The following is a 23,026-nucleotide window of genomic DNA, read 5'->3' on the forward strand; positions in this document are numbered from 1 at the left end:
GCCCTGTCGTCCGAGCGTCGCCGAACAGATGGTTCAGGCTTTTCGCTGCATGCTCTCGCGTGCCGGGTTCGCCTGCTTCTCCGCTTTCGGGTCCTTCTCGTCCTGCTTGGCGTGCACGCCGGCCTCCACCTGCTTGCCGAGGTCCTCGTCGACGTTGCGCCAGTACTCGAACGCGCGGACCAGCACCGGCTCGGACACGCCGTTGAGCAGGTGGCCGACGATGTTGTCGACCAGCCGCGTCCGCGCGTCGTCGTCCAGGACCTCGCGGACCATCGTGCGGGCCTGACCCCAGTCGTCGTCCTCGGCGTGCGAGACGTAACCGGCGCGGACCATGTCGCCCTGTGCGGCCCATCCCGCCGGTGTGCCGTACTGCTCGACGTCGGCGCGTGGGCCGCCCTTGGAGTTCGGCGCGTAGACGGGGTCGGACACGTTCGTGACGCGCATCGCGCCGTCTTTGCTGTAGCTGTGCACGGGTGACTTCGAGGCGTTGACCGGGATCTGCTTGTAGTTCGCGCCGATGCGGTAGCGGTGCGCGTCGGCGTAGGCGAACATCCGGCCCAGCAGCATGCGGTCCGGGCTGGCGCCGATGCCGGGAACCAGGTTGTTCGGCTCGAACGCGGCCTGCTCGATCTCGGTGTGGTGGTCGGTGGGGTTGCGGTCGAGGGTCAGCCTGCCGACCTCGGTCAGCGGGTAGTCCGCGTGCGGCCAGACCTTCGTCAGGTCGAACGGGTTGAACCGGTAGGCCTCGGCCTCGTCGAACGGCATGAGCTGCACGAACAACGTCCAGCTCGGGTGGTCGCCCTGCGCGATCGACTCGAACAGGTCGCGCGTGTGGTAGTCCGTGTCGGCGGAGGCGAGCTGGTCCGCCTCGTCCTGCGTGAAGAACTCGACGCCCTGGTCGGTCTTGAAGTGGTACTTCACCCAGAACCGCTCACCAGCGGCGTTGACCCACATGTAGGTGTGCGAGCTGTAGCCGTTCATGTGCCGCCACGTGCGCGGGATGCCCCGGTCGCCCATCAGCCAGGTGACCTGGTGGGCGGACTCCGGCGACAGCGTCCAGAAGTCCCACTGCATGTCGTGGTCGCGCAGGTTGTTGTCGGCCCGCCGCTTCTGGGAGCGGATGAAGTGCTGGAACTTCATCGGGTCCTTGATGAAGAAGACCGGCGTGTTGTTGCCGACCATGTCGTACACGCCTTCGGAGGTGTAGAACTTCAGCGCGAACCCGCGCGGGTCGCGCCAGGTGTCGGGGCTGCCGCGCTCACCGGCCAGGTCGAGAACCGGGCCAGCACGTCGGTCGTGACGCCCGGCTGGAACACCGCCGCCCTTGTGAACGAGGACACGTCCGCGGTCACCTCGAACCTGCCGAACGCGCCGCTGCCCTTGGCGTGCGGCTGGCGCTCCGGAATGCGCTCGCGGTTGAACTGCGCCATCTGTTCGATGAGGTAGTGGTCCTGCAGGACGATCGGGCCACCGGCGCCGATCGTGAGCGAGTGTTCGTCGCTCTCGACCGGGATGCCGGCGTCGTTGGTCGTGGTGGGAAGGTCAGACATCGGGTCCTCTCAGCTGCTCGGCGCACACAGGTGCGGTTGGCGGACTGACGAGCCGCTGACCGACGGATCGACCTCACGGCGGTGATGCAAACCCGTCCACCGTGAACACCGTCGCGCGAAGCCGAAACACGAAGTTCGTGATCATCACCGATCGAGTGATCTTGCCCGCGTCCGGCCGTGCGGATCCGCTCCGGCCTTCTTACGGTCCTGCCAGCGACCGTCAGGCCGCTGCACCACCAGGGCCCGCCGTGCGCTCACCTGTCCAGCGGCCGGGCCTTGTTCCAGGTCACGGAACACGTCTCCGCCGGACAGGCGCCCTCACCGGCGAGAGCGCGGCGGGGCCCGAAAAGGGACATGCGTCATCTCAGCGTCACCACCGCCCGCGTCCTGCTCCTTTCCGCTTCCACGGCGGCACTGATCGCGGCGGGCAGCACCATCGCCTCAGCGGCGCCTTCCGTCGACTGGGACCGGATCGCGCAGTGCGAGAGCGGCAACAACTGGTCGACGAACACCGGCAACGGCTACTCCGGCGGACTTCAGTTCAGCCCGTCCACCTGGAAGGCCAACGGCGGCGCCGGCAGCGCCCACCAGGCTTCCCGCGAGGAGCAGATCCGCGTCGCGGAACGCGTGCTGGCCAGCCAGGGAATCGGAGCGTGGGGCGCGTGCGGCCGGCGCGGCGGCAGCAGCCCGCAGCCGGTTCGCCAGCGGCACGTCCCGGTCGGCAGCAAGGCCGTGGCGCGGTCGGTGCCCGTGGTCCCGGTGGCCGCGCCCTCGGCGAGCAACCCGGACGGCGACTACACGATCAAGCCCGGTGACACGCTGAGCAGCATCGCCACCGAACTCCGCGTCGACGGGGGCTGGCAGGCGTTGGTGGCCAAGAACTCCCAGTTCCTGACGAACCCCGACCTCATCAGGGTCGGGGACAGGATCGCCACGAAGTGACGCGGGAACGGGCCGCTCACCGCTGAACGTGGTGAGCGGCCCGTTCGGCATCGAGCCCATTGAGACGCAACCTGGTGGGGAAGCGCTTTCATGCTAGGTTCGAGTGAGAGTGACTCACTCGAAACGGAGCAGCCAATGCCGGCTCTTTGGGGTGTTTCCTTCGATGCCACGGCAATGTCCGGTGTGGTGGTCGAGTTCCTCAAGACCGCCAAGTCCTTCGCAGACCAGGGTTATCGCGTTCATCTCGACCTCGGGTACGACATCAAGGCCGACAAAGGCCGTTTCTTCCAGGACTATCGGCACGAACGCGTGCCGGACTGGGTGACGCTCGATCGCGTGGACGGTGTCGCGCGCATTGCGGGCTACGACCGGGAATTCGTGGCGGCGACGCTGGAATCCGTGCGCCGCAACGAGTTACCCGACACCGATCGCGTCACCGAGGCACTCGCCGACGCGATCGTGCGGACCTGGGAGGACCGCGGTGTCACGCTCGTCGTGGTCGAGAACGGCACGCTGCCGGAGAACGTGGCCTACACCAAGGCTCTTTACCGGGCGATCGCCAGCTATGGTGCCGCGCACGAGCTGGGCCGATTCGTGTTGTGGCGGGACCACGACCTGATGTGGCAGAGCGAACCGGCCAAGTACGGCCGCTTTCCTTATCCGGCAACGCCTCCCATGGTGAACTCGCCGCACATCCACTACTTCGCGTTGCACGAGGAAGCGAAACGGCGCACGCTCGAATGGATGCCGCAGCTGCGCAACCTGGACGTGCTGCCGAACACCTTCACTCCGCCGAGCCGGCCAGGCCGGCCGGATTTCCTCGAGTGGCACGGCATCGCGCCGGACACGAAGATCATCGCCAGGTTCACCAGGATCATCCCGCAGAAGCGCATCGATCGCGACCTGCACCTGGCGGCCCAGCTGCCGGGCACGTGCCTGTTCATCGCCGGAGACACCGAGGAGAACCCGGCCGAGACCGGGAAACTCCGTGCGCTCGCGGAGGAACTTCAGGTGCCGGTCGTCTTCGGCGGGGTGCTGGAGCCGTGCGAGTCAGTCAGTGCGGAGTTCTCGGTGCGTGACCTGCTCGCGCACGCTGACGTCGTGTCGTTCCTGACGTCGTACGACTACGAGAGCTACGGCAACCCGATCGGCGAGGCGATCGCGGCCGGCGTGCCGTACATCGCGAGCCGCTATGCCTTGTACGACACGGTGTACGCGGGCTTCGAAGCACCTGTGCTCGACATTCTCGAGCACGACCTGCCGACGCCTGAGTTCGCGCGGCAGGTGCACGATCTCATGACGAACGCGGAGAGGCGGGCGGAAGTGGTGGCGCACAACCGGCAGCTCGGCACGCACACCCGCGAGGTCGCGGACGAGCTGGTGACAACGTTGTACCCGCCCGCGATGGGGCCGGAGGTCCGGCTCAGCGTGGTGCTGCCGGTGTACAACGAGGCCGCGAACATCGAGGACGTCCTGCTGTCGTTGCAGAACCAGGACGACATCGAGCCCGGCACCTACGAGATCGTGTTGGTGGACAACAACTCCACGGACGACACGGTCGAGATCGCCCGCAGGTTCGCCGAGAAGTCGCCGGTCGACGTCCAGGTGATCAGCGAACGCGAGCAGGGCGTCGCGTGCGCGCGCCGGGCGGGCATGGAGTTCGCGGTGCGGCGGAGCCGGAACCGCAAGGATCCCGGCGAGCGCTTCTACCTGATGTCGGCCGACGCGGACTGCCGGGTCGACCGTCGCTGGCTCACCGAGCTCCTCGCGGCGATGGAGAAGGACAAGGCCGCGATCGGCGTGTGCGACTACTACTACAACGCCGAGCACTTCGTTGGCAGGCCACGACTCTGGGACGCCATCCAGCGCACGTTGCGGTGCCGCGCGGTCACGTTCTCGTTGTTCGGCGGCTTTCCCGACGGCAAGGGCTTCGCGGTGGAGCGCGAGGCCTACGAGGACGTCGGCGGCATCGAGATCTTCTACCAGCTTCAGCACGGCCGGTTCGTCAACCACCTGTCCGACGACTGGGACTTCGGCATCCGGGTCGCCGGCTCCGGCCACGACATCACCTACGCCCCGAAGTCCAAGGTCGAGATCAACCCGCGGCGCGTCAACCACGCGATCGACGAGGTCATCACCGGCCGCGCGTACGGCAACGACGGCATCATCGTCATGCGGGACATCAGGCCGGAGGCGCCGCCGGTCACCGTCGACCTCACCGAGGCCGAGGCGTTGCAGGCCTGGGAGTTCTCCATCAAGGACTTCACGCCGAAGAACACCATCCTCCCCGTCCTGATCACACCGTCCTTTCTGGACGAGGACCCCGTGGTCGAGTTCTTCGGCGAGAACCTCGCGCGCCGCTTGGGCGAGCGCATCGCGGAGATCAAGGCCGAGATGAGCGTGACCGACTTCCTGCCCATCCACTCGTACAAGACGCCGTCGTACCGGCTCTACCTGGAGTTCAGAGACGAGATCTTCGCTCGGCTGCGGGCGACGGTGGGCGAGGACATCGGCTTCCCGCCACCGCTGCCGGAGTGCTTCGACTCGGTACCTGCCGCCAGGTTCGCGGAGTTCGTGAAGTACTACTGCGAGGACCGCGAGTCGGGGGAGGCGCACAACTACTTCGGCAATGGAGGCGTGTTCTGATGAACCGAGTCCTGACGAGTTCCGAACCGAGGGTGTGGGCGGCCTTGCAGGACCCCGCCAACGCGCACCTGCTCGACTACGTCACCGAAGACCCGTTCGGCGCGCACGTGTTCCCCGGCAACGTCGAGGGCTACGGCGTCGAGGACTTCCTCGACGACCTGACCGACCAGCTCGTCGGCACCGCGCCGATCCACCTCTGGTCGTACATCCCCACGTGCGCCTACAAGTGCCGCTTCTGCCAGTACCCGGTCGTGCTGGTCAAGGGCGGCCGCAACGAGCAGAAGCTGACGCAGTGGGTGGACTGGAACATCAGGGAGGCCCAGCTCTGGCTGCACCGCGTGCCGGAGCTGGCGACCGCACCGGTCGGTGAGTTCAACGTCTTCGGTGGCACCCCGTCGTTGTTGCCGGAGAAGGACATCCGCCGGTTGCTCGACTTCTACCGGGAGAACTTCGGGTTCACCGACGAGACGACCATCCGCTTCGAGGGCGACCCGAGCACGTTCACCCCGGCGAAGCTCGAGACCCTGAGGGAACTGGGCTGCACCAAGCTGTCCAGCGGCGTGCAGTCGTTCGACGACGCCGTGCTGCGGGAGTGCGGCCGCGAGCACTCGGCGCAGATGTGCGTCGACTTCGTGCGCAACGCTCAGGCCGCGGGCTTCGAGTGGGTCAGCATCGACCTGATGTACGGCCTGCTGGACCAGACCGTCGACAGCGTCAAGCGCGACCTCGACGTGGTGCTGGAGAACGAGATCACCGCCGTGGTGTGCACCAAGCTGCACCTGAAGTCCTACGCCGAGACCAGGACCGGGGTGGCGGGGGAGCAGCCGGCGCCGTGGCAGCTGCCGCAGTACCGCGAGAAGCTGGTCAGGGACGGCCACTTCTGGCCGACCCTGCAGGAGCAGTACCGGATGCGCGAGGTCCTGACCGACGGCCTGCACGCCGCCGGCTACACCGAGCACCCCACGATGTACTTCGCCCGCGACGGCCTCGGCCCGGAGAAGTGGAAGTCCATCATGGTGGACCAGGACAAGCAGGAGGCCGAGGTCGCGATCGGCCTCGGCGGCAGCTCCAGCTGCCGGGCCTCCGAGGCGATCACCGACGTGAACTGGAAGAGCTACGCCCAGGCGGTCGACGAGGGACGGGTGCCGCTCGGCTCCGCGACCGGGTTCGACGCCACCGCGCAGGAGGCTCGCGCTGTGAAGATGGCGTTGTCGACGCTGCAGCCTCTTCGTGCCGATCTGCACAGCGCGTTGTACGGCAAGTCCCTGCACGAGAGTCCGTGGCGGGAGAAGTTCGGCTCGCTGGCCGAACGCGGCCTCGTGTCTGTCGACGCGGAGGGAGTCGCGCTGACCGAAGACGGCGAGGTGCTGGTGGAGGCCATCATCAACACGGAGCTGTGACTCAGGGCAGCGGCCAGTTGCGCAGGGCGGCGTCGGCGAGTTCCTGGAGTTCTCCGGCATCGACGCCGCCGGCCGCTTCCACGGCGATGCCCTGCTGCAAGACGGTGACGTAGCGAGCCAGTAGCGCGGGATCGGTGTCGGCGGGCAGATCGCCCTCGGCGACGGCCCGCTCGAACCGCTCCCGGACGCGCGCGAAGCCGTTCTTGCGCCAGTCGACCAGGAGAGCGCGCACCTCCCGTCCGGCGTCACCGGTGGCCAGCGCACCCTGCACGCCCAGGCACCCTTGCGGCTGGTCCGGGTGGGTGGTGGTGCGAATGGTGCCGGCCAGCAGCGCCGTGGCGACTCCGAGAGCGGTCGGTTCCGCCAGGGCCAGGGGCACGTATGCGCTCGGGCCCTCGTCGTAACGCTCCAGGGCCTTGCGGAACAGCTGCTCCTTGTTGCCGAAGGTCGCGTACATGCTGGCCGTGGAGATGCCCATCGCCTCGGTCAGGTTCGCCAGGCTGGCCCCCTCGAAGCCCTGCTCCCAGAAGACCAGCAGGGCTCGATCGAGCGCCTCGTCGGCGTCGAACCCCCTGGGTCGGCCGGTCGCGCGGCGCGGCGTGGTCGTCACCCGCGCAGCCTACCTCTTCTGAAGTGATCGTTGCAGAACGTGCTACGGTCGAGTTCTGAAGTGATCGCTCTAGAACTGAGGGGTAGAAGCGCATGACCGTCACGCTGATCACCGGGGCCAACAAGGGCATCGGTTTCGAGACCGCCAGACAACTTCTGGAGCTGGGTCACGTCGTCTACGTCGGTGCGCGTGACACCGAACGCGGCGAGAAGGCCGCGGCCGAGCTCGGCGCCCGGTTCGTCCAGCTCGACGTGACCGACGACGCCTCGGTGGCCGCCGCGCTGGCGACGATCGACGCCGAGGAGGGACGGCTCGACGTGTTGGTGAACAACGCGGGCATCCTCGCCACCGAAGCCCTCGACGGCCCCATGGCACTGCGCGCCTTCGACACCAACGCGGTGGGGATCGTGCGCGTCACGGAGGCGGCCCTTCCGCTGCTGCGCAAGTCCGAGAACCCCAACGTGGTCAACATTTCGAGCAGCCTGGGGTCGTTCTGGGCGGTGACCAACCCCGAACGGCCCGAGTTCGGCCTGCCGCTCGCGCTCTACGCCGCCTCCAAGTCGGCGGCGACCATGCTGACCGTCCAGTACGCCAAGGCTCATCCGGGCATCAAGTTCAACGCCCTGGAGCCAGGCGCGACCGCGACCGACATGACCGCGGCCTTCGGGATCGGACGACCCGCGGAGGAGAGCGCCAGGGTCGTCGTGCGGTTCGCGACCTTCGGGCCGGACGGTCCGACCGGGACCCTGCAGGACGAGTCCGGCGAACTGCCCTGGTGAGTCAGCGGGGCGGGCTGATCCCCGCCACGGCCAGCGCGAACAGGCGCTCGGCCGAGGCGGCCGGATCCTGGTGGTTCTCGGTGACCATCACGATCCCGACGATCAACGTCACCAGTTCGGTGGCCGTGACGCCCGCGGCCACCGAGCCGTCCTGAACCGCCCGGCGCAGCAACGGTTCTGAGGCCTGCGCGACCACCGACGCGCACGAGTTCCCGTCCACCGGATCGCCCTCGTAGGCCAGGGCGGTGGCGAGCCCCCGCGCGGCGACGCAGTACGCGACGAGGTCGTCCAGCCAGGCGAGCAACGAATCCCGGCTGTCGCCCACGCCGTCCAGCTCGCGAGCCCGGACGCACAGCGCCTCGATCCGTTGTGCGGACCCGGCTTCCAGCAGGGCGTGGCGGGTGTGCCGGTCAGTGTTGAGGGAGTGCCCAGTACGACGATCGTCGGGGATGCGGCGCACTTCTCCTCGCTCTGACGGCGTGTGGGTGCGGGTTGCGGGTCGGCTTGCGGGCGTTTGTCGCGTTCCAGCGGGGTTGGTCGCGTTCCGTGCGGGTGGTCGCCTTGCGAGGGTGGTTCCGCGGGTCGTGACGAAGTGCGGGGTTGCGATTGGGGCTTGACCTTGAGCCTCTGGCGGGATGCTTGACGGCCGGAAAAGGCCGGGCTGAAAAGCGCCCGGCCGTGCCCGTGAGGGGAGCATCCCGCCCACTCAAGGTAAAGCCCCAATCGCCATGAGCGGGGTGCACCGCCACCCAGGCGGCAGAGGTTCACACGGCTCGCTTCGCATCGCCATACCAGGCCTCGTACGTGGTTGCTTTGCGAGGGCGGGCGCCTGGTGGCACCGCGCGCCGGACCTTCGTAGGTGGTCGCCTTGCGTTGGCGGGCGCCGGTCAGCACCACGCGCCGGACCTTCGTAGGTGGTCACCATGCGTTGGCGTGCGCCGGGTGGCACCGCGCGCCGGACCTCCGTGGGTGGTCACCATGCGTTGGCGTGCGCCGGTTGGCACCGCGCGGGGCGGGTTGCGGTGGCGGGCTCGGCCGTGCGGCGCGTTCGCTTCCAGCTACCGCGAGGATTCCGGCGGCACCGTGAGCACGCCCCGGTAGGGCAGGGTCTCGCTGTAGACGATGTTGGTCGTGGTGCTGCCGAACGCGATCAGCTCGTCGACGACCTGTTCGAGGTGGTGCATCGACGTGGCGGCGACCTTGAGCGTGTAGCAGTCGTCGCCGGTGGTGCGCAGGCATTCCAGGATCTCGGCGCGGTGCGCGAGCAGCCGGTGCAACGGGCCGTGCTGGTTGCCCGGGTACTTCAGGCGCACCACGGCCAGCACGCCGTAGCCGACCTTGCCGAGGTCCACGGTGGCGCGGTAGCCGGTGATGACGCCGATGCCCTCCAGGCGCTTGACGCGTTCGGTGGTGGCCGAGGCGCTGAGGCTGACCCTGCGGCCCAGTTCGGTGAGCGGGACTCGGCCGTCCTGCTGGAGCTCGGCGAGGATTGCCCAGTCGGTCTCGTCGAGAGTCTCGGTCATCTCGCCAAAGTACCGTGGAATCCACGGCGGATAGACCTCAAGGCCGTGAAGACTCCCTTCGGTGGTAGGCCGGGAGGGCCTAGGCTCGATCACGTGTTGATCGGAGTGAACGTTCCCAACTTCGGGCCCGGCACCAGCCCGGCCGTGCTGCGCGACTGGGCGCGGACGGTGGAGGGCCTGGGCTTCGACCTGCTCATGGTGTCCGACCACGTGGTGGTGACCCCCGACGTGGCGCAGCAGTACCCGGCCCCGTTCTACGACCCGTTCACGACGCTGGCGTGGCTCGCCGGCGTCACGGAGCGGATCACCCTGGGCACGACCGTGCTGATCGCGCCGTACCGGCACCCGCTGCTGGTCGCGCGAATGGCCGCCAACCTGGCGGAACTGAGCGGCGGCCGGTTCGTGCTCGGCGTCGGGGTCGGCTGGGCGCGGCAGGAGTTCGACGCGCTGGGCGTCGACTTCCGCCGTCGCGGCAAGCTCACCGACGAGCTGATCACGACGGTGCGCGAGGCGTGGTGCGACGAGGGTTATCGCGCCGGGGACATCCCGATCTGGGTGGGCGGGGACAGCGACGCCGGTCTGCGGCGCGCGGCCCGGCTCGGCGACGCCTGGCATCCGCTGCGGCAGACCCCGGACGGGTGGCGGGAGTCGTTGGCACGGCTGCGGAAGATCGTGGCGGAGGAAGACCGGCGGCTGCCCGAGCTGGCGCCGCGCATCCTGCTGCGGCTGACCGACCAGCCGCTCGGCGACCGCAAGCTCGGCGAGGGCACATTGGAGCAGGTCGTCGGCGACCTCGAACGACTGCGCGCGGACGGCGCGAAGGCCGTGGTCCTGGACCCCTTCATCGGCGATCCGGAGGAGACTCGGCGTCCGGAAGCCGCCTGGCACGCGCTGGCGGCAGTGCGAAAGGAGTTGCGGTGAACGAGGAGCACCTGCGCAGGGCGATCGCGCTGGCGGCAGAGGCGAGGGCGGGAGGGAACCCGCCTTTCGGGTCGCTGCTGGTCGGCCCGGACGGGTCGGTGCTGGCGGAGGAACGCAACTCCTGCCTGACCGACGACGACATCACGGCCCATCCCGAACTGAAGCTGGCCCGCTGGGCGGCCCAGAAGCTGGACCCGGCCACCGCCGCCGGCACCACCATGTACACCAGCTGCGAGCCGTGCGGGATGTGCGCCGGAGCGCTGGCCCGGTCGGGCATCGGGCACGTGGTGTTCGCGCTGTCGGGCAGCCAGCTGAACCTGCTGAAGACCTCGGGCGGGTTCACCGACGTGCCGACGGACGGACCGCACCTGTTCGAGGAGGCGTGGATCCCGGTCAAGGGCTACTACCCCTGAGGGATCAGCACGATCCTGCCGAACACCTCGCCCGCGTCCATCTTGTGGTGCGCCAGCGCGGCTTCCGCCAACGGGTTCAGCCTGCCGAGGCTGCCCGACGCGCCGCGCACCAGGACGGACTCGCCTGCCACGTGGTCCATCCCACTGCCGAAACGCTGGCGGGCGGGGGCGAGGTTCCGGAAGGCTCGAACGGGGGACCAGCGTCCGTGGGCGAGCAGGGGGAGAGCATCGATGAGGACGACGATCGTCGCGTTGCAGTCGAAGCAGCCGCTCACCGTCGCACCGTCAGTGGCGTTCCCTCCCGGCGAGTTCGACCTCGTCGTGCTGACCGACGGCGAGGCGGACGCGGTGCTGCGCGAGGACGTCACCGGTGCCGCGCCCGAGGTCGTGGTGCTGGATCGGGAGAAGTGGCTGGAGCAGATCCGCGGCTTCGAAGGACCGGTCGAGGTCGTGACGAACGACGAGTACTGCCTGGCCGAATGTGCGCGACTGCGGGAGGAACTGGGCCTTGCGCCGCGGCATCCGCGCCGGCCGGCCGCCTACCTGGACAAGGTGGTGATGAAGCGGCTGCTCGCCGCCGGTGGCGTTCGGGTGCCGAGGTTCCACGCCTTCGAGCCCACCGTCACCGCGACGGCGGCCGACCTGCTGATCGAGGAGATCGGCCTGCCCGCGGTCGCGAAACCCCGGCAGGAGGCGAACTCGCGCGGCATCTCGATCCTGCACACGCCGCAGGACCTGCGTGACTGGCTGGCCGAGCACGACGGCGAGCCCGGCTGGCAGGTCGACGAGTTCGTCGACGGCCCGCTGCACCACGTCAACGCGCTGGTGCGGGACGGCGAGATCACCCCGGTGCAGGTGGGCCGGTACCTCGGGCCGTTGATCGGCGTGCACGCCGGACGCACCCTGGGCGGCGCCACCGAACGGGAGTCGGAGTTCACCGAGGCCGCGCACGAGATGAACGAACGCGTCGTGCGCGCGTTGGGCAGTGAGGGACGTTTCGTCGTGCACACCGAGTTCGCGGTGAACGGCGACGGCGAGATGGTGGTGCTGGAGGTCGCCGGACGGGCACCGGGCGCGCTGGTGTCGGAGCTGGCGCTGCTGCACGCCGGGGTGCAGCTGGAGGTGGCGAACCTCAGGATGCAGGCCGGGCTGCCGGTGTCCGAGCCGGTCGCGCGGGACTTTCACGCCGCCTGGTTGTGGCCACCGGTCATGCCGGGCACGAGGTTCCACGAGCCGGGTCCCGACCTGAGCGGCCTGGCGAGCGAGCACGAGGTCCACGTCCGCCGGGCCGGCCGGGAGGGCAACGAGACGAGCGGTGGAGTGATCGGTGCCTCGGTGCTGTTGTGGCACCGCGATCCCGCCCGGCTCGCCGAGGACGTCGCGGCCGTTGGCGACATGACCTGGTTCGCCTGAGACTGGTCCGGTACTCGGACGATCGGGGAGAGAGCTTGTCCACTTCGGAGTTGTCCACAGGGGACCGTGCGGCGGTCGGTCATTTCGACTTCAGCCGGTCGGAGTGGGCGCGGTTGCGGCAGTCCACGCCGATGACGCTGACCGCCGAGGAGCTCACCGACCTGCAGGGCCTCAACGAGGAGCTGTCGGTCGAGGAGATCACCGAGGTGTACCTGCCGCTGTCGAGGTTGCTGAACCTGTACGTGGTCGCGACGCAGGGCCTGCACCACGTGGCGAACGACTTCCTCGGCCGTGAGCCGGTGAAGGCGCCGTACGTCATCGGGATCGCGGGCAGCGTCGCGGTCGGCAAGAGCACCACGGCGCGCGTCCTCAGGGCGTTGCTGTCGCGGTGGGAGAACCATCCCGAGGTCGCCCTGGTGACCACTGACGGTTTCCTGCACCCGAACGCGGTGCTGCGCGAGCGGAACCTGATGGACCGCAAGGGTTTCCCGGAGAGCTACGACGTGCGCAGACTGATCCGGTTCCTGGACGAGATCACGTCCGGCGGGACCGAGGTCGAGGTGCCGAAGTACTCGCACCTGGTCTACGACGTGCTGCCGGACGTGGAGAAGATCCCGACGCCGGACATCCTCATCGTCGAGGGCCTGAACGTGCTGCAGACGTGGACCGGCCGCACCGAGGACGCGCCGTCGGTGTTCGTGGCCGACTTCCTGGACTTCACGATCTACCTCGACGCCGACCACGACCTGATCAGGAAGTGGTACGTCGACCGGTTCCTCACGTTGCGCCGCACCGCCTTCCGCGACCCCGCCTCGTACTTCCGCAGGTACGCGGAACTGTCGGTGCCGGACGCGCGCAGGACCGCGCTCGACATCTGGGACCGGATCAACAGCCCGAACCTCGTGCGCAACATCGCGCCCACGCGGTCGCGGGCCCACCTCGTGCTGCAGAAGGGCCCCGACCACCGGGTGGACCGGGTCAGGTTGCGGAAGTTGTAGCTCTCCCGGCCTGCTGGCGCAGTGGTGCCCCGGCGTCGTGCAGGTGACGCAGCACCTCGGCGTAGGAGCGGACCATGGTGGTCTTGCTGTACGGGATGCCGTGCCGGGCGCAGAAGTCCTCGACGACGGGCTGCGCGCGGCGCAGGTTCGGTCGTGGCATGTGCGGGTAGAGGTGGTGCTCGATCTGGTGGTTCAGGCCGCCGAACAGGGCGTCGACCCACCGGCCGCCGGTGACGTTGCGCGAGGTCAGCACCTGCTTGTGCAGATGGTCGAGGCGCTGGCCCTCGGCGATGATCGGCATTCCCTTGTGGTTGGGCGCGAACGAGCAGCCCAGGTAGACGCCCATCAGGCCCTGGTGCACCGCGATGAACACGAGAGCCTTCAAGGGCGACAGCACGATGAACGCCGCCGCGAGGTAGGCGGCCAGCGGCAGGAGCTGGAGGGCGGCCTCGCGCCACGGGTTGCGCAGTTCCTTGCGGCACAGGGCGACCAGGCCGGAGATCCGCAGCACGGCCGCCTCGGCGAGCAGCAGCGGGAAGAACAGGAACGCCTGGTTCCGGGTGATCCAGCGGTACACACCGCGTTTGGTCGTCGCCTGGGCGCGGCTGAACGCGAGGGCGTGGATCTCGATGTCGGGATCCTGGTCCTCGTGGTTGGGGTTCGCGTGATGGCGGTTGTGCTTGGCGACCCACCACTGGTAGCTGATGCCGGTGAGGCTGCCGTGCAGGTGCCCGACCACGTTGTTGTTGCGGTGACTGCGGAAGATCTGCCGGTGCCCCGCGTCGTGACCGATGAAGGCGAGCTGGGTCGAGGCCACGGCCAGCGCGACCGCCGTGATGACCTGCCACCAGGAGTCGCCGAGCCACACGAACGCCACGGCGATCGCGGCGAGGAGCAGCGCGTTGATCGCCATTCGCAGCAGGTAGTAGCCGCGCCGGCGGTCCAGCAGACCGGCCGCCTTGAGTTCCCTGGTGAGCCGGGCGAAGTCACTGCCCGGCTGTCGTTCCGCTGTCGAGGTCGGTGCCGTGTGCGTCGTGGTCATGTACCTGCTCCGGATCGGGGTGCTGCGGGGAGGCTCGGACACGCCGAAGGCGGGAATGAACGCACAGCGGTGATGTTCGCGGAGGGTCCGGCGGCGAACCTCCCGTGCGGAGCTTCGAACGCACGGGTCTGACTCCTTTGTACCCTGTCCGCGCGCTTTTCAGTCACCAGCGGGGCCGCGGCTTCGTCACCCTCGTCAGGCCGGCGACCTCCGGTGACCGGGCGTTGACCTGCCCGGCGACGTCGGAGAGCAGCTGGCCGGTGTTGCGGGCGTAGGTCCGCATGAGGGAGAAGGCGTCCGCGACGCCGATCTCCAGCCGTTCGGTCAGCACGCCCTTCGCCTGCTCGATCGCGACGCGGCCGTGCAGCGCGATCCGCAACTGCTCGGCGACGACGCTGCCCTGCCGGACCGTCCGCACCTGGAGGAGGCTGATCGTCGCGACGTTCGCGAGCGACTGCGCCAGGGTCGCCGTCTCCGGTGGGAGCGCGCCGGGCGACGTCCGGAACAGGTTCAGCGAGCCGATGTCCTCGGTGCGCAGTCGCATCGGGAACGCGTCGACCGCGGCCCAACGGGAGTCCTCGCCGCTCTGCAACCGCTCCGGGGAGCTCACCCGGTCGCTGGACGTGGCCACCAGCCGGAGCACGCCCTGGTCGTCGGTCAGCAGGATCCCCGCCGAGTCCACGCCGAGCAGTTCGACGCACCGCTCCGCCAGGACGTGCAGGAACTCGATGCCGTCGAACCGCTCCACGAGCGTGTCGGCCAGCTCGAGGAACGTCTGTGCCACGCGGCGGTCCGACATCTGCGTCACCTCGTCATTTCGCTGGTGTTTCGGGTGACCGCAGGGGCCGGGCGGTGTTTTCACAGTAGTGCCAGGTCAGTGGGCGGCAAACCTTCCGGACGACTTTTTCCGCGCTGTCAGCCGTGTGCTGGGAAGCCGGCCTGGAATTGTGCCTCCAAACGGTTGAACAGCGCTGACGTGCACGTGGAGGCGCTGGGAAATACTTCGCGCGATTTCGGTTGATCAGAGTGCGGGGAGTGTAGTGTCGAATATGTCGAGAACTTCTCGCACCTGAGCGGTCAAGCTCAAGTCGTGCTCGGCAAAACCAGAACCGGCCGTTTTCAGGTCGGAGACGGGAGTTCCGGCATGATGTCGGCTCCGCACCTCTCCCACGCCCCACCGGCCTTGAAGGCCAGCGAGCAGCCTCGGTATCCGCTGCGATTGCGGTTGCGGCCGAAGGCGCCCACCACGGGGCACGTCGACGGTGCTTGGTGGCCACGTACCCGGGACCTCGCCGCCGAGCTGCCGGCACTGCTCGCGGTGCTGGCGGTTCGGCTGGGCGACATCCCGCGGGTGAGCTACAACCTGACCGAATGGGACAGCGCCCCGCGCCAGATCGCGGTCGGCGGGATCCGGGTCCGCCTCAGCGGATTCTGGTCCAGGCCTGAGCACACGGTGGACGTCATCGCGTCCGACCGGAGCCGGACCACGCTGCTGGTCGTGCCGGCCGACGCCGACCCGTTCGTGGCCCACCAGGCCATGATGCGCGCCGCTCACCGCGAGAACACCGACACGGTGGAAAGCCTGCTCCACAACAGGAAATCCACTGTGGACGTCATCAGACAGGAGGTACGAGCGCTCTGATGACCACTTCTCTCAGCGCTTCGGATCACCGTTCGGAGCGCGTTCGTTGACCTCGCACCGTGACAACGGCCGTGAGGAGGCGCAACCGGCGCGGGCACCCCGAATGCTCCGCGTCGGTTGCGCGTTCACCTATCGCGCCGAAGTGCCCACACCAGCGGTGTTCCTGGTGCGCCCGGACCGGCAGGGTGACGTGAAAGTCAGCTGTGAGCGCATGTCCGTGGAACCGGACACGCCCGTGCGGCACTACTTCGACCTCTACGGCAACTGGCTCGCGCGCCTCGTGCTGCCGCCCGGACTGTCCACAGTGAACTACAGCGCGTGGGCGGACGTCCCCGACGAGACCGAGGCCGTCGACGAGACCGTGCCGGAGGCGTTGCCCGACGATCTTCCCGACGACGTGCTGCTGTACACGCTGCCCAGCCGCTACTGCGTGTCCGACGTGCTCGGAGACGAGGCCTGGTCGAGGTTCGGCGCCCATCCGCGCGGCTACCTCAGGGTTCAGGAGATCTGCCGGTACGTCCACGAGGCGCTCAGCTTCCGCTACGGCGCCTCGACCGCGCTGTCCACGGCGGCCGACGTCAACGCCTCGGGCATCGGGGTCTGCCGCGACTTCACGCACCTGGCGATCTCGTTCTGCCGCGCCCTCAACATCCCCGCCCGCTACGTCTTCGGCTACCTGCCCGATCTGGACGTGCCGCCCGACGGCGCGCCGATGGACTTCGCGGCGTGGATGGAGGTCTGGCTGGAGGACCGCTGGTGGACCTTCGACCCGCGCAACAACATGCCGCGCAAGGGACGCGTGGTCGTCGGCCGCGGCCGCGACGCCGCGGACGTCGCCATGGTCACCACCTTCGGCGGCCCGGTGCTGGAGTCCATGGTCGTGCGCGCGGAGGAAGATCTCACCCCCGCCGCGCGCGAGTGATCTTCGCCGCCGCTACGGCCGCGGACGCCGGGCGGACGACCTCGCCTCGGCGACGGCCGTCAGCTCGGCCATGTCGATCGTGCCGGCGATGACGTCCTCCGCCACGGTGCTCAGGTAGTAGTTGTGGCTTCGCGCGTACCGGCGCAGCGTCTCGAACGCCGTGCTCATGTCGATCTGCAGCCGTTCGGCGAGCACGCCCTTGGCCTGTTCGATGAGGACCCTGCTCTGCAACGCGTGCTGCAGCTGGCCGGCGAGCAGGTCGCGGTGGCTGATGATCTGGGCCTGGAGCAGGCCGATGGTGGCGACGTCCGCCATGGCCTGCGCGACCCGCAGCATCGGCTCGCTCAGCGCGCCCTCCTCGACGGTGAACAGGTTCAGCGCCCCGACCGTCTGCTCGCGCAGCCGCATCGGCACCGCGTGCAGCGCACCGAACCCGGCGTCCTTCGCCACTGCGGAGAACTCGGGCCATCGTTGCGGTGACGTGGTGAAACTGGCGACCGTCACCGGCTCGCTGGTGAGATAGCACTCCATGCACGGGCCCTGCCGGTGCTGGAGCTCGAAGAGTTCGAGCAGCCGGGCCCTGTCGCTGGAGGAGCCGAGAACCCGCAGCTCACCGTGGTGGTCGACGAGCAGGATGCCGGCCGCGTCGACCTCCAGCGTGGCGACGCAGCGGTCGGCCAGCAGATGCATGAACTCGACCGAGTCGAAGCCGGCGACCAGGGTGTCGGCCAGCTCGACGAACGTCTCCGCCAGATTTTCCGTGAACATCGGGAGTCACCTCCGTAGGTCTTCTCGCCGGGAAGCGGGCGTGATCATCGGGGATCGGGCCTGCTCTCCGGGCTCAGTCGCAGGCGCCGGCCGACGATCTCGCGGGCCACGTCGACGACCGACTTGTCATGGGCGAACGCGTGCGCGCGAAGCCGCACCAGGGCCTCGTCCATGCTCACCCCCATCTGGACGGACAGCATTCCGGTGGCCTGGTGCACCTCGGCGCGGCTGAGCGGCGTGCCGTTCGGTGGCAGGACCTCTGCCTCGAGGTGCGCCATGGTCAGTTCGTCCAGGAGCAACGACAGGATGACGTCGGCCACGACGTGCGCGTCGAGGATCTGCTCCTGGGTCAGCGGGCCGGGGCTCGTCCGGTGCAGCACCAGCGCGCCGATCCGGATCGCGCCGCTGCGCAGCGGGAACACGAAGACCGCTCTGGCCCCGGCGGCGACGGCGGACCGCACGTACAGCGGCCAGCGCAGGTCGTTGTCCCAGGAGTCCAGATCACCGGCGAGCACCGGCATTCCGGAGCGGACCGAGTCCTCGCACGGTCCCTCGCCGAGGGTGAAGCGCAGGTTCTCGAGCTGGGCGCCGATGTCGTTCGTCGCGTAGCGCGATTCGCCCCGGCCCGTGCCGTTCATCAGGGTCAGCTGTGCGCCGGTCACCCCGATCAGCGACACGCACGCCTCACACGCGGCCTCGCAGGACGTCGCGACGCCTCTGGCCGCCGCGTCGGCGGCGAGATGCGCCAGCACCTTGGCCAGTCGCTCACCGCTCACCGACTCCGCCTTCCTTTGTGCGGAAGCATCCCACGCGAGGGCGCGCGACGCGGAAGGGGCCACGCCCGGTCACGCCGCCGAGACGGCGTCGATCCGGCCGGCGAGTTCCCGGGCCCCGCCGTGGTCGCGAAAGCGGCGCGCGTGCGAGGCGAGGGGCCGGAAGCGGTCGCGCACGCGGGCGGAGCCGACGGATCCGGACGACGCCAGCGCTCGCAGCCCGACGTCCACGCCCGCCTCGACGTCGCCCTCGATCAAATGGCTGGTGGCCAGGGAGATCTCGCCGAACGTGCGGCTGCGGGCCATGCCCTCGTCGTAGCCGTCGATCGCGGTGGTGAGCAGCACGACGGCGGTCCGCGCGTAGTGCCGGCCCGCGGTGACCGCGAGGTCCGTGTGCACGGCCCCGGCGAGCCCGGACAGGTCGGCGGGGGTGAAGAACTCCGCCCAACCGGCCACGCCGCTGCGGTTCGCGGCGATGAACTGCTCCTGGCCGCGGTCGAGCAGCGTGCGGGCGCTGTGCTCGGCGCCCTTCTTCGCACACGCCCACGCCGCGTTGGCCGACAGCATGCCGGCCGCGAGTCCGTCGCCGGACCGGGAGGCCGCGAGCTGACCGAGGTCGAAGTACCGCAACGCCTCGTCGAAGTGCCCGTGGTGCAGGAAGACGCGGCCGAGCCGGTAGCACACGTTCGCGGTCAGCCCGTCCGCGCGGGCGAGCCCGGCCAGCGCCAGGGCGTGGCAGAAGTGGTTCTGCGCGTTGTCGACCAGGCCGACGTCGAAGCACACCCAGCCCGCCAGGTTCCGCAGGTCCGCCACGGCGACGTGCAGCCGTCGCCGGACGTGCTCCGACGTGGGCGCGGTGAGCATCGGGAGGCTCTCGCGCAGGCACAGGCGGACGCCGTCGAGACAGGTCTCGCCCCCGCTGCGGTAGTCGAGCTCGCGCAACGCGCGGGTGGCTTCTTCCAGACGCGTGACCTCGGACAGACCGATCATGACGGGGAGCACCTCACACCGGATTCGGTAGCGAGCGGCACCGCCGAGGTCCGGAGCGGCCGGGTCGTCACCGATTTTAGCGTAGGCTTGACCCACCGAGGGCATGTCGTGCAGCAGCGGTCAAGCTGGTGCCGCCTTGGGCGCACCAGGAAGCCCGGCCGTCTGGCTGGAGGCGGGAGCGCCGAGTTGAGCTCGGATCTGCTCTGCACCAAAGAACTTCTCGCGGAAAGCGGTCGATGCTGACCCGTGCCGCGCACCTCAGCCTCGGCGTCATCGCGTTGTCGCGCAAGGAGAACGAGTACCGGCTACCGATTCATCCGCTGCACCTCGAACGGATCGACGCGGATCTGCGGGATCGAGTATTCCTCGAACGCGGCTACGGCGAGCGTTTCGGCGTGTCCGACGAACGACTTTCCTTGTCAGTAGGGGGATTGCGCACCCGCGAACAGCTGATCGCGGAGTGCGACGTCATCCTGCTGCCCAAGCCTCTGGCCGAGGACGTCGCGGAACTGCGCGAGGGACAGGTGCTGTGGGGGTGGCCCCACTGCGTGCAGGACGCGAAGCTCACCCAGCTGGCCGTCGAACGCCGGCTGACGCTGATCGCGTTCGAGGCCATGAACCACTGGACCACCGACGGCTCGTTCGGTCTGCACGTGTTCCACAAGAACAACGAGCTGGCCGGCTACTGCTCGGTGCTGCACGCCCTGCAGATCGCCGGCTCGACCGGTGACTACGGCAAGAGGCTGACCGCCGCCGTCATCGGCTTCGGCGCCACCGCACGAGGTGCCGTCACCGCGCTCAAAGCGCACGGCGTGCACGAGGTCAACGTCCTCACCAACCGCGGCGTCACCGCGGTCGGCTCGCCGATCCACTCGGCGCGGATGGTCCACTTCGACCACGACGACTCCGATCCGCGGCGCAGCCACGCGCTGACCGACGCCGGACGCGTCCCGCTCGCCGGTTTCCTGGCACAGCACGACATCATCGTCAACTGCGTGCTTCAGGACCCGGACAAGCCGCTGACGTTCCTCATCGACGACGACCTGCCCACCCTCGCGCCCGGCACCCTCGTAGTCGACGTGTCGTGCGACCGGGGGATGGGCTTCAGCTGGGCCCGCCCCACCTCGTTCACCGAGCCGTCGTTCCTGGTGGGCGACCACGTCGTGCACTACGGGGTGGACCACAGCCCCTCGTACCTGTGGAACTCGGCCACCTGGGAGATCAGCGAGGCGCTGCTCCCGCACCTGCGCACCGTTCTCACCGGCTCCTGGGACGCCGGCGAGACCATCCGGCGCGCCATCGAGATCCGCGACGGCGTCATCCAGAACCCCGGAATCCTCACGTTCCAGCACCGTTCATCGGAGTACCCGCATGACCACGTCTGAGCCGCTCACCACCGATTCAGCCCCTGTCCTCACCACCGATCCCGCCCCCGTCCTCGCCTGCGACGTGTGCCCCCACCCGTGGCACGAGCACGACCCGCTCGGAGTGCGGTACTGCACCGCGACGGCGGCCTCCGCGCTGTCCCGTGGGTGCATCTGCTCGTGACGGGACGCCGCCGCGCCGCTCCGGCGGCCTGACCGACTCGAGCCTGGTCAGGGCTCGAGACCGGTCACCGCCGTGCCATCGGCGATGTCGAACGGCACCGAGACCTGGTCGTGCGTGACCAGCCAGTGCCCGTCGATCCTCCGGAAGCCGAACGTCGCCCGCACCCACATTCCGGCCACCGCCACGCCGTTGTTCGTCGTGCCGTGCAGCCGTCCGAAGCCGTGCGCGAACGCGACGTTCTCGTCCGCAGTCACCGCCAGATCGCGAACCTCGTACTTCACGTCCTGGAAGAACGCGAACGCCTTGGCCCAGTTCGCCAGCTTCGCGTCGATGCCGACGTGTCGCAGCGGCGGCTCGACGTCGAACGACACGACGTCGGCCGAGTAGAGCCGTCGGAGGCGGTCGAGGTCCTTGGCCTCGATGCCTTCGACGATCCTGGTGATGTGCTGCGTGATCTCGTCCATCGTCAGTCCTTTGTGCACGGTCATGCCACGGCCACCGGGGAGCCGGCGCGCAGCGGCAGGAGCGAGGTGCTCCAGGCGACGACCTGGTCGAGCGTCCGGTCCAGGGCGGCGATCTGCTGTTCGCCCGGCGCCAGCACCGCGAAGTTCTCGAACTCGGTCACCAGTGACAGCGTCACCTGCGACGACACGTCCGCCATCTCCAGTGCCCCGCACATCAACCGCAGCTGCTCGACTGCGCGGGCACCACCGACCCCGCCGTACGACACGAACCCGACGGCCTTGTCCCGCCACTCCGCGCGCAGGAAGTCGATCGCGTTCATGAGCACGCCCGGCGCCGAGTGGTTGTACTCGGGCGTGACCACGACGAACCCGTCGAACGACGCGATCGTCTCCGCCCACGACCTGGTGTGCGGGTGCTCGTACTCGCCGGGCAGTTCGTCCAGGTGTGGCAACGGATGCGCGAGCAGGTCCACCACCTCGAACTCCGCGTCCGCGCGCAGCCGCGCCCGTTGCTCCACCCATCGGGCCACCTGCTCGCCCCGGCGGCCCGGCCGGGTGCTGCCGAGGACGATGCCGATCCTGATCATCGGTCTCCTTCGTTCGCGTGTCGCTTCCGAGCACTACGACGACACGACTCCGGGAAACGTCAGGCCTGACATTTCGGCGCGCTGTCTCGTCAGACTGGTGGTGTGGCCCAGAAGGTCGCCGGGCGAATTCGCGATGAGACGGCGCCGTGCTGAGCGTGAATCACCCAGCCGGCGTTCTGGGTCACGCCACCAGGTGAAGCCACGAACGGACGGGAGCACCGGTGACCGACGCGATCCTCAGCGAGCGCCGCCATCTGATCAACCTCGGCTACCGGCTGCTGGGGTCCCTCGCCGAGGCCGAGGACGCCGTCCAGGAGGCCTACGCCCGCTGGTACGCGCTGTCCAGGCCGAAGCAGGACGAGATCGCCTCTCCCGGCGCCTGGCTCACCACGGTCACCAGCCGCATCTGCCTCGACCTGCTGGGTTCCGCGCGAGCCCGCCGCGAACGCTATGTCGGCGAATGGATCCCCGAGCCGCTGCCCGACCCCGCCGAGGGGTCCACCGCCGACCCGGCCGACCGCGTCACCCTGGACGAGTCGGTCAGCATGGCGTTCCTCGTCGCGCTCGAGTCGATGACGCCGGCCCAGCGCGTCGCGCTCGTCCTGCACGACGTCTTCCGCTACTCCTTCAGCGAGATAGCCGAGATCACCGGCCGCACCCCGGCCGCGTGCCGTGAACTCGCCTCCGCGGCTCGCCGCCGCGTCAGCGCGTCCGCGCCGCCCGCCGCACTGGCCGTTCACCACGCCGGTGTGGTCCGCGACTTCAAACACGCCTGGGAGGCCCAGGACATCCCCGCCCTGGTCGGGCTGCTGGACCCCGGCGCGACCTTCACGGCGGACGGCGGCGGCCTGGTCACCACCGTGCTCGACCCGATCGAGGGAGGGGACCGGATCGCGGAGTTCATCGTCGCCGTCGCCACCAGGGTCCCCGGCGACTTCACGATCACCGAACGCACCGTCAACGGCAGGCCCGGTCTGCTGATCGAGAACGACGGCGTGACGGCGTCGGTCTACGCGTTCGACATCGCCGGCGACCGGATCACCCGGATCTGGGCCGTCCGCAACCCCGAGAAGCTCCGCGCCTGGCAGTAGGGTC

Annotated in this window: 24 protein-coding genes and 1 pseudogene; 13 read left to right on the forward strand and 12 right to left on the reverse strand. The window is 69.1% G+C overall.

Features of this window, described 5'->3' with window-relative positions; genetic code table 11:
* Positions 1–33: 33 nt before the first annotated feature.
* A pseudogene (locus BM417_RS35105) lies at positions 34–1,550 on the reverse strand (catalase).
* Between the two features lie 354 nt (positions 1,551–1,904).
* On the opposite strand from BM417_RS35105, the gene BM417_RS49975 reads away from it, so the two are divergent.
* From BM417_RS49975 to BM417_RS35120, 3 genes are all read left to right on the forward strand, one after another.
* Positions 1,905–2,492: a LysM peptidoglycan-binding domain-containing protein gene (locus BM417_RS49975; protein ID WP_093603470.1), complete on the forward strand. Its 588-nt coding sequence runs from the start codon at positions 1,905–1,907 to the stop codon at positions 2,490–2,492.
* Between the two features lie 174 nt (positions 2,493–2,666).
* Entirely contained in the window at positions 2,667–5,138 is a 2,472-nt protein-coding gene (locus tag BM417_RS35115; protein WP_245822388.1) for a glycosyltransferase, read from the forward strand.
* The gene (locus BM417_RS35120) at positions 5,138–6,538 is read left to right on the forward strand and encodes a radical SAM protein (RefSeq protein ID WP_093603474.1); all 1,401 of its coding nucleotides are present in this window, start codon (positions 5,138–5,140) and stop codon (positions 6,536–6,538) included. Before BM417_RS35115 ends, BM417_RS35120 begins: the two co-directional genes overlap by 1 nt.
* A 1-nt stretch (position 6,539) precedes the next feature.
* On the opposite strand, the gene BM417_RS35125 is transcribed toward BM417_RS35120, so the two are convergent.
* Positions 6,540–7,148: a TetR/AcrR family transcriptional regulator gene (locus tag BM417_RS35125; RefSeq protein WP_093603476.1), complete on the reverse strand. Its 609-nt coding sequence runs from the start codon at positions 7,146–7,148 to the stop codon at positions 6,540–6,542.
* Between the two features lie 92 nt (positions 7,149–7,240).
* On the opposite strand from BM417_RS35125, the gene BM417_RS35130 reads away from it, so the two are divergent.
* The gene (locus BM417_RS35130; RefSeq protein WP_093603478.1) at positions 7,241–7,927 is read left to right on the forward strand and encodes an SDR family NAD(P)-dependent oxidoreductase; all 687 of its coding nucleotides are present in this window, start codon (positions 7,241–7,243) and stop codon (positions 7,925–7,927) included.
* Between the two features lies 1 nt (position 7,928).
* Here BM417_RS35130 and BM417_RS35135 read toward each other — a convergent pair whose 3' ends face one another.
* Together BM417_RS35135 and BM417_RS35140 are read right to left on the reverse strand one after the other, a co-directional pair.
* Complete coding sequence (locus tag BM417_RS35135) at positions 7,929–8,387, reverse strand: SbtR family transcriptional regulator (protein ID WP_093603480.1); 459 nt, start codon at positions 8,385–8,387, stop codon at positions 7,929–7,931.
* A 598-nt stretch (positions 8,388–8,985) separates the two neighbouring features.
* The gene (locus tag BM417_RS35140) at positions 8,986–9,450 is read right to left on the reverse strand and encodes an Lrp/AsnC family transcriptional regulator (protein WP_093603482.1); all 465 of its coding nucleotides are present in this window, start codon (positions 9,448–9,450) and stop codon (positions 8,986–8,988) included.
* Between the two features lie 93 nt (positions 9,451–9,543).
* Between BM417_RS35140 and BM417_RS35145 the strand changes: the two genes are divergently transcribed.
* Positions 9,544–10,371, forward strand: coding sequence for an LLM class flavin-dependent oxidoreductase (locus BM417_RS35145; RefSeq protein WP_093603484.1), 828 nt, complete (start codon positions 9,544–9,546; stop codon positions 10,369–10,371).
* A complete protein-coding gene (locus tag BM417_RS35150; RefSeq protein ID WP_245822390.1) occupies positions 10,368–10,784 on the forward strand; it encodes a nucleoside deaminase in 417 nt (138 codons plus the stop codon). Before BM417_RS35145 ends, BM417_RS35150 begins: the two co-directional genes overlap by 4 nt.
* Here the strand turns inward: BM417_RS35150 and BM417_RS48165 are convergent.
* The gene (locus BM417_RS48165) at positions 10,775–10,915 is read right to left on the reverse strand and encodes a hypothetical protein (protein ID WP_177320772.1); all 141 of its coding nucleotides are present in this window, start codon (positions 10,913–10,915) and stop codon (positions 10,775–10,777) included. The genes BM417_RS35150 and BM417_RS48165 overlap by 10 nt on opposite strands.
* A 100-nt stretch (positions 10,916–11,015) precedes the next feature.
* Between BM417_RS48165 and BM417_RS35155 the strand changes: the two genes are divergently transcribed.
* Both BM417_RS35155 and coaA read left to right on the forward strand, forming a co-directional pair.
* Positions 11,016–12,197, forward strand: a complete 1,182-nt coding sequence (locus tag BM417_RS35155) for an ATP-grasp domain-containing protein (RefSeq protein WP_093603486.1) — start codon at positions 11,016–11,018, stop codon at positions 12,195–12,197.
* A gap of 35 nt (positions 12,198–12,232) precedes the next feature.
* The gene (gene coaA / locus BM417_RS35160; RefSeq protein WP_245822392.1) at positions 12,233–13,195 is read left to right on the forward strand and encodes a type I pantothenate kinase; all 963 of its coding nucleotides are present in this window, start codon (positions 12,233–12,235) and stop codon (positions 13,193–13,195) included.
* Here the strand turns inward: coaA and BM417_RS35165 are convergent.
* Both BM417_RS35165 and BM417_RS35170 read right to left on the reverse strand, forming a co-directional pair.
* On the reverse strand, positions 13,176–14,237 hold the full coding sequence (locus BM417_RS35165) for a fatty acid desaturase family protein (protein WP_093603490.1): 1,062 nt from the start codon (positions 14,235–14,237) through the stop codon (positions 13,176–13,178). The genes coaA and BM417_RS35165 overlap by 20 nt on opposite strands.
* Before the next feature lie 163 nt (positions 14,238–14,400).
* A complete protein-coding gene (locus BM417_RS35170) occupies positions 14,401–15,036 on the reverse strand; it encodes an ANTAR domain-containing protein (RefSeq protein WP_093603888.1) in 636 nt (211 codons plus the stop codon).
* A 345-nt stretch (positions 15,037–15,381) separates the two neighbouring features.
* Between BM417_RS35170 and BM417_RS35175 the strand changes: the two genes are divergently transcribed.
* Positions 15,382–15,879 (forward strand): DUF5994 family protein, encoded by a 498-nt coding sequence (locus BM417_RS35175; RefSeq protein ID WP_177320778.1) that lies wholly within the window; start codon positions 15,382–15,384, stop codon positions 15,877–15,879.
* A 142-nt stretch (positions 15,880–16,021) separates the two neighbouring features.
* Positions 16,022–16,801 (forward strand): transglutaminase-like domain-containing protein, encoded by a 780-nt coding sequence (locus tag BM417_RS35180; RefSeq protein WP_218164666.1) that lies wholly within the window; start codon positions 16,022–16,024, stop codon positions 16,799–16,801.
* Positions 16,802–16,813: 12 nt separating this feature from the next.
* Here the strand turns inward: BM417_RS35180 and BM417_RS35185 are convergent, their stop codons facing one another.
* From BM417_RS35185 to BM417_RS35195, 3 genes are all read right to left on the reverse strand, one after another.
* Positions 16,814–17,569, reverse strand: coding sequence for a GAF and ANTAR domain-containing protein (locus BM417_RS35185; protein ID WP_093603494.1), 756 nt, complete (start codon positions 17,567–17,569; stop codon positions 16,814–16,816).
* Between the two features lie 44 nt (positions 17,570–17,613).
* Complete coding sequence (locus tag BM417_RS35190; RefSeq protein WP_093603496.1) at positions 17,614–18,345, reverse strand: GAF and ANTAR domain-containing protein; 732 nt, start codon at positions 18,343–18,345, stop codon at positions 17,614–17,616.
* Positions 18,346–18,414: 69 nt separating this feature from the next.
* Positions 18,415–19,332, reverse strand: coding sequence for a hypothetical protein (locus BM417_RS35195; RefSeq protein WP_093603498.1), 918 nt, complete (start codon positions 19,330–19,332; stop codon positions 18,415–18,417).
* 236 nt (positions 19,333–19,568) lie between these two features.
* Here BM417_RS35195 and BM417_RS35200 point away from each other — a divergent pair, with 236 nt between their 5' ends.
* Positions 19,569–20,717, forward strand: coding sequence for a N(5)-(carboxyethyl)ornithine synthase (locus BM417_RS35200; RefSeq protein WP_093603500.1), 1,149 nt, complete (start codon positions 19,569–19,571; stop codon positions 20,715–20,717).
* Positions 20,704–20,880, forward strand: coding sequence for an RGCVC family protein (locus BM417_RS48170; RefSeq protein ID WP_177320773.1), 177 nt, complete (start codon positions 20,704–20,706; stop codon positions 20,878–20,880). The genes BM417_RS35200 and BM417_RS48170 overlap by 14 nt, the downstream gene beginning before the upstream one ends.
* 47 nt (positions 20,881–20,927) lie before the next feature.
* Here BM417_RS48170 and BM417_RS35205 read toward each other — a convergent pair whose 3' ends face one another.
* Complete coding sequence (locus BM417_RS35205) at positions 20,928–21,368, reverse strand: YybH family protein (RefSeq protein WP_093603502.1); 441 nt, start codon at positions 21,366–21,368, stop codon at positions 20,928–20,930.
* Positions 21,365–21,931, reverse strand: coding sequence for an NADPH-dependent FMN reductase (locus BM417_RS35210; protein ID WP_093603504.1), 567 nt, complete (start codon positions 21,929–21,931; stop codon positions 21,365–21,367). The genes BM417_RS35205 and BM417_RS35210 overlap by 4 nt, the downstream gene beginning before the upstream one ends.
* Positions 21,932–22,152: 221 nt before the next feature.
* On the opposite strand from BM417_RS35210, the gene sigJ reads away from it, so the two are divergent.
* Positions 22,153–23,022: an RNA polymerase sigma factor SigJ gene (gene sigJ / locus BM417_RS35215; RefSeq protein ID WP_093603506.1), complete on the forward strand. Its 870-nt coding sequence runs from the start codon at positions 22,153–22,155 to the stop codon at positions 23,020–23,022.
* The last annotated feature ends 4 nt before the right edge of the window (positions 23,023–23,026 follow it).

This window comes from Lentzea waywayandensis (assembly GCF_900115955.1).
Taxonomy (GTDB): domain Bacteria; phylum Actinomycetota; class Actinomycetes; order Mycobacteriales; family Pseudonocardiaceae; genus Lentzea; species Lentzea waywayandensis.

Coding starts and splice junctions, on each gene's coding strand:
- BM417_RS48170 (WP_177320773.1), top strand. CDS start 20,704: ATGACCACGTCTGAGCCGCTCACCACCGATTCAGCCCCTGTCCTCACC.
- BM417_RS35185 (WP_093603494.1), bottom strand. CDS start 17,569: ATGTTCACGGAAAATCTGGCGGAGACGTTCGTCGAGCTGGCCGACACC.
- BM417_RS35155 (WP_093603486.1), top strand. CDS start 11,016: ATGAGGACGACGATCGTCGCGTTGCAGTCGAAGCAGCCGCTCACCGTC.
- BM417_RS35205 (WP_093603502.1), bottom strand. CDS start 21,368: ATGACCGTGCACAAAGGACTGACGATGGACGAGATCACGCAGCACATC.
- BM417_RS35140 (WP_093603482.1), bottom strand. CDS start 9,450: ATGACCGAGACTCTCGACGAGACCGACTGGGCAATCCTCGCCGAGCTC.
- BM417_RS35115 (WP_245822388.1), top strand. CDS start 2,667: ATGTCCGGTGTGGTGGTCGAGTTCCTCAAGACCGCCAAGTCCTTCGCA.
- BM417_RS35175 (WP_177320778.1), top strand. CDS start 15,382: ATGATGTCGGCTCCGCACCTCTCCCACGCCCCACCGGCCTTGAAGGCC.
- BM417_RS35130 (WP_093603478.1), top strand. CDS start 7,241: ATGACCGTCACGCTGATCACCGGGGCCAACAAGGGCATCGGTTTCGAG.
- BM417_RS35200 (WP_093603500.1), top strand. CDS start 19,569: ATGCTGACCCGTGCCGCGCACCTCAGCCTCGGCGTCATCGCGTTGTCG.
- BM417_RS35195 (WP_093603498.1), bottom strand. CDS start 19,332: ATGATCGGTCTGTCCGAGGTCACGCGTCTGGAAGAAGCCACCCGCGCG.
- BM417_RS35165 (WP_093603490.1), bottom strand. CDS start 14,237: ATGACCACGACGCACACGGCACCGACCTCGACAGCGGAACGACAGCCG.
- BM417_RS35120 (WP_093603474.1), top strand. CDS start 5,138: ATGAACCGAGTCCTGACGAGTTCCGAACCGAGGGTGTGGGCGGCCTTG.
- BM417_RS35210 (WP_093603504.1), bottom strand. CDS start 21,931: ATGATCAGGATCGGCATCGTCCTCGGCAGCACCCGGCCGGGCCGCCGG.
- BM417_RS49975 (WP_093603470.1), top strand. CDS start 1,905: ATGCGTCATCTCAGCGTCACCACCGCCCGCGTCCTGCTCCTTTCCGCT.
- BM417_RS35170 (WP_093603888.1), bottom strand. CDS start 15,036: ATGTCGGACCGCCGCGTGGCACAGACGTTCCTCGAGCTGGCCGACACG.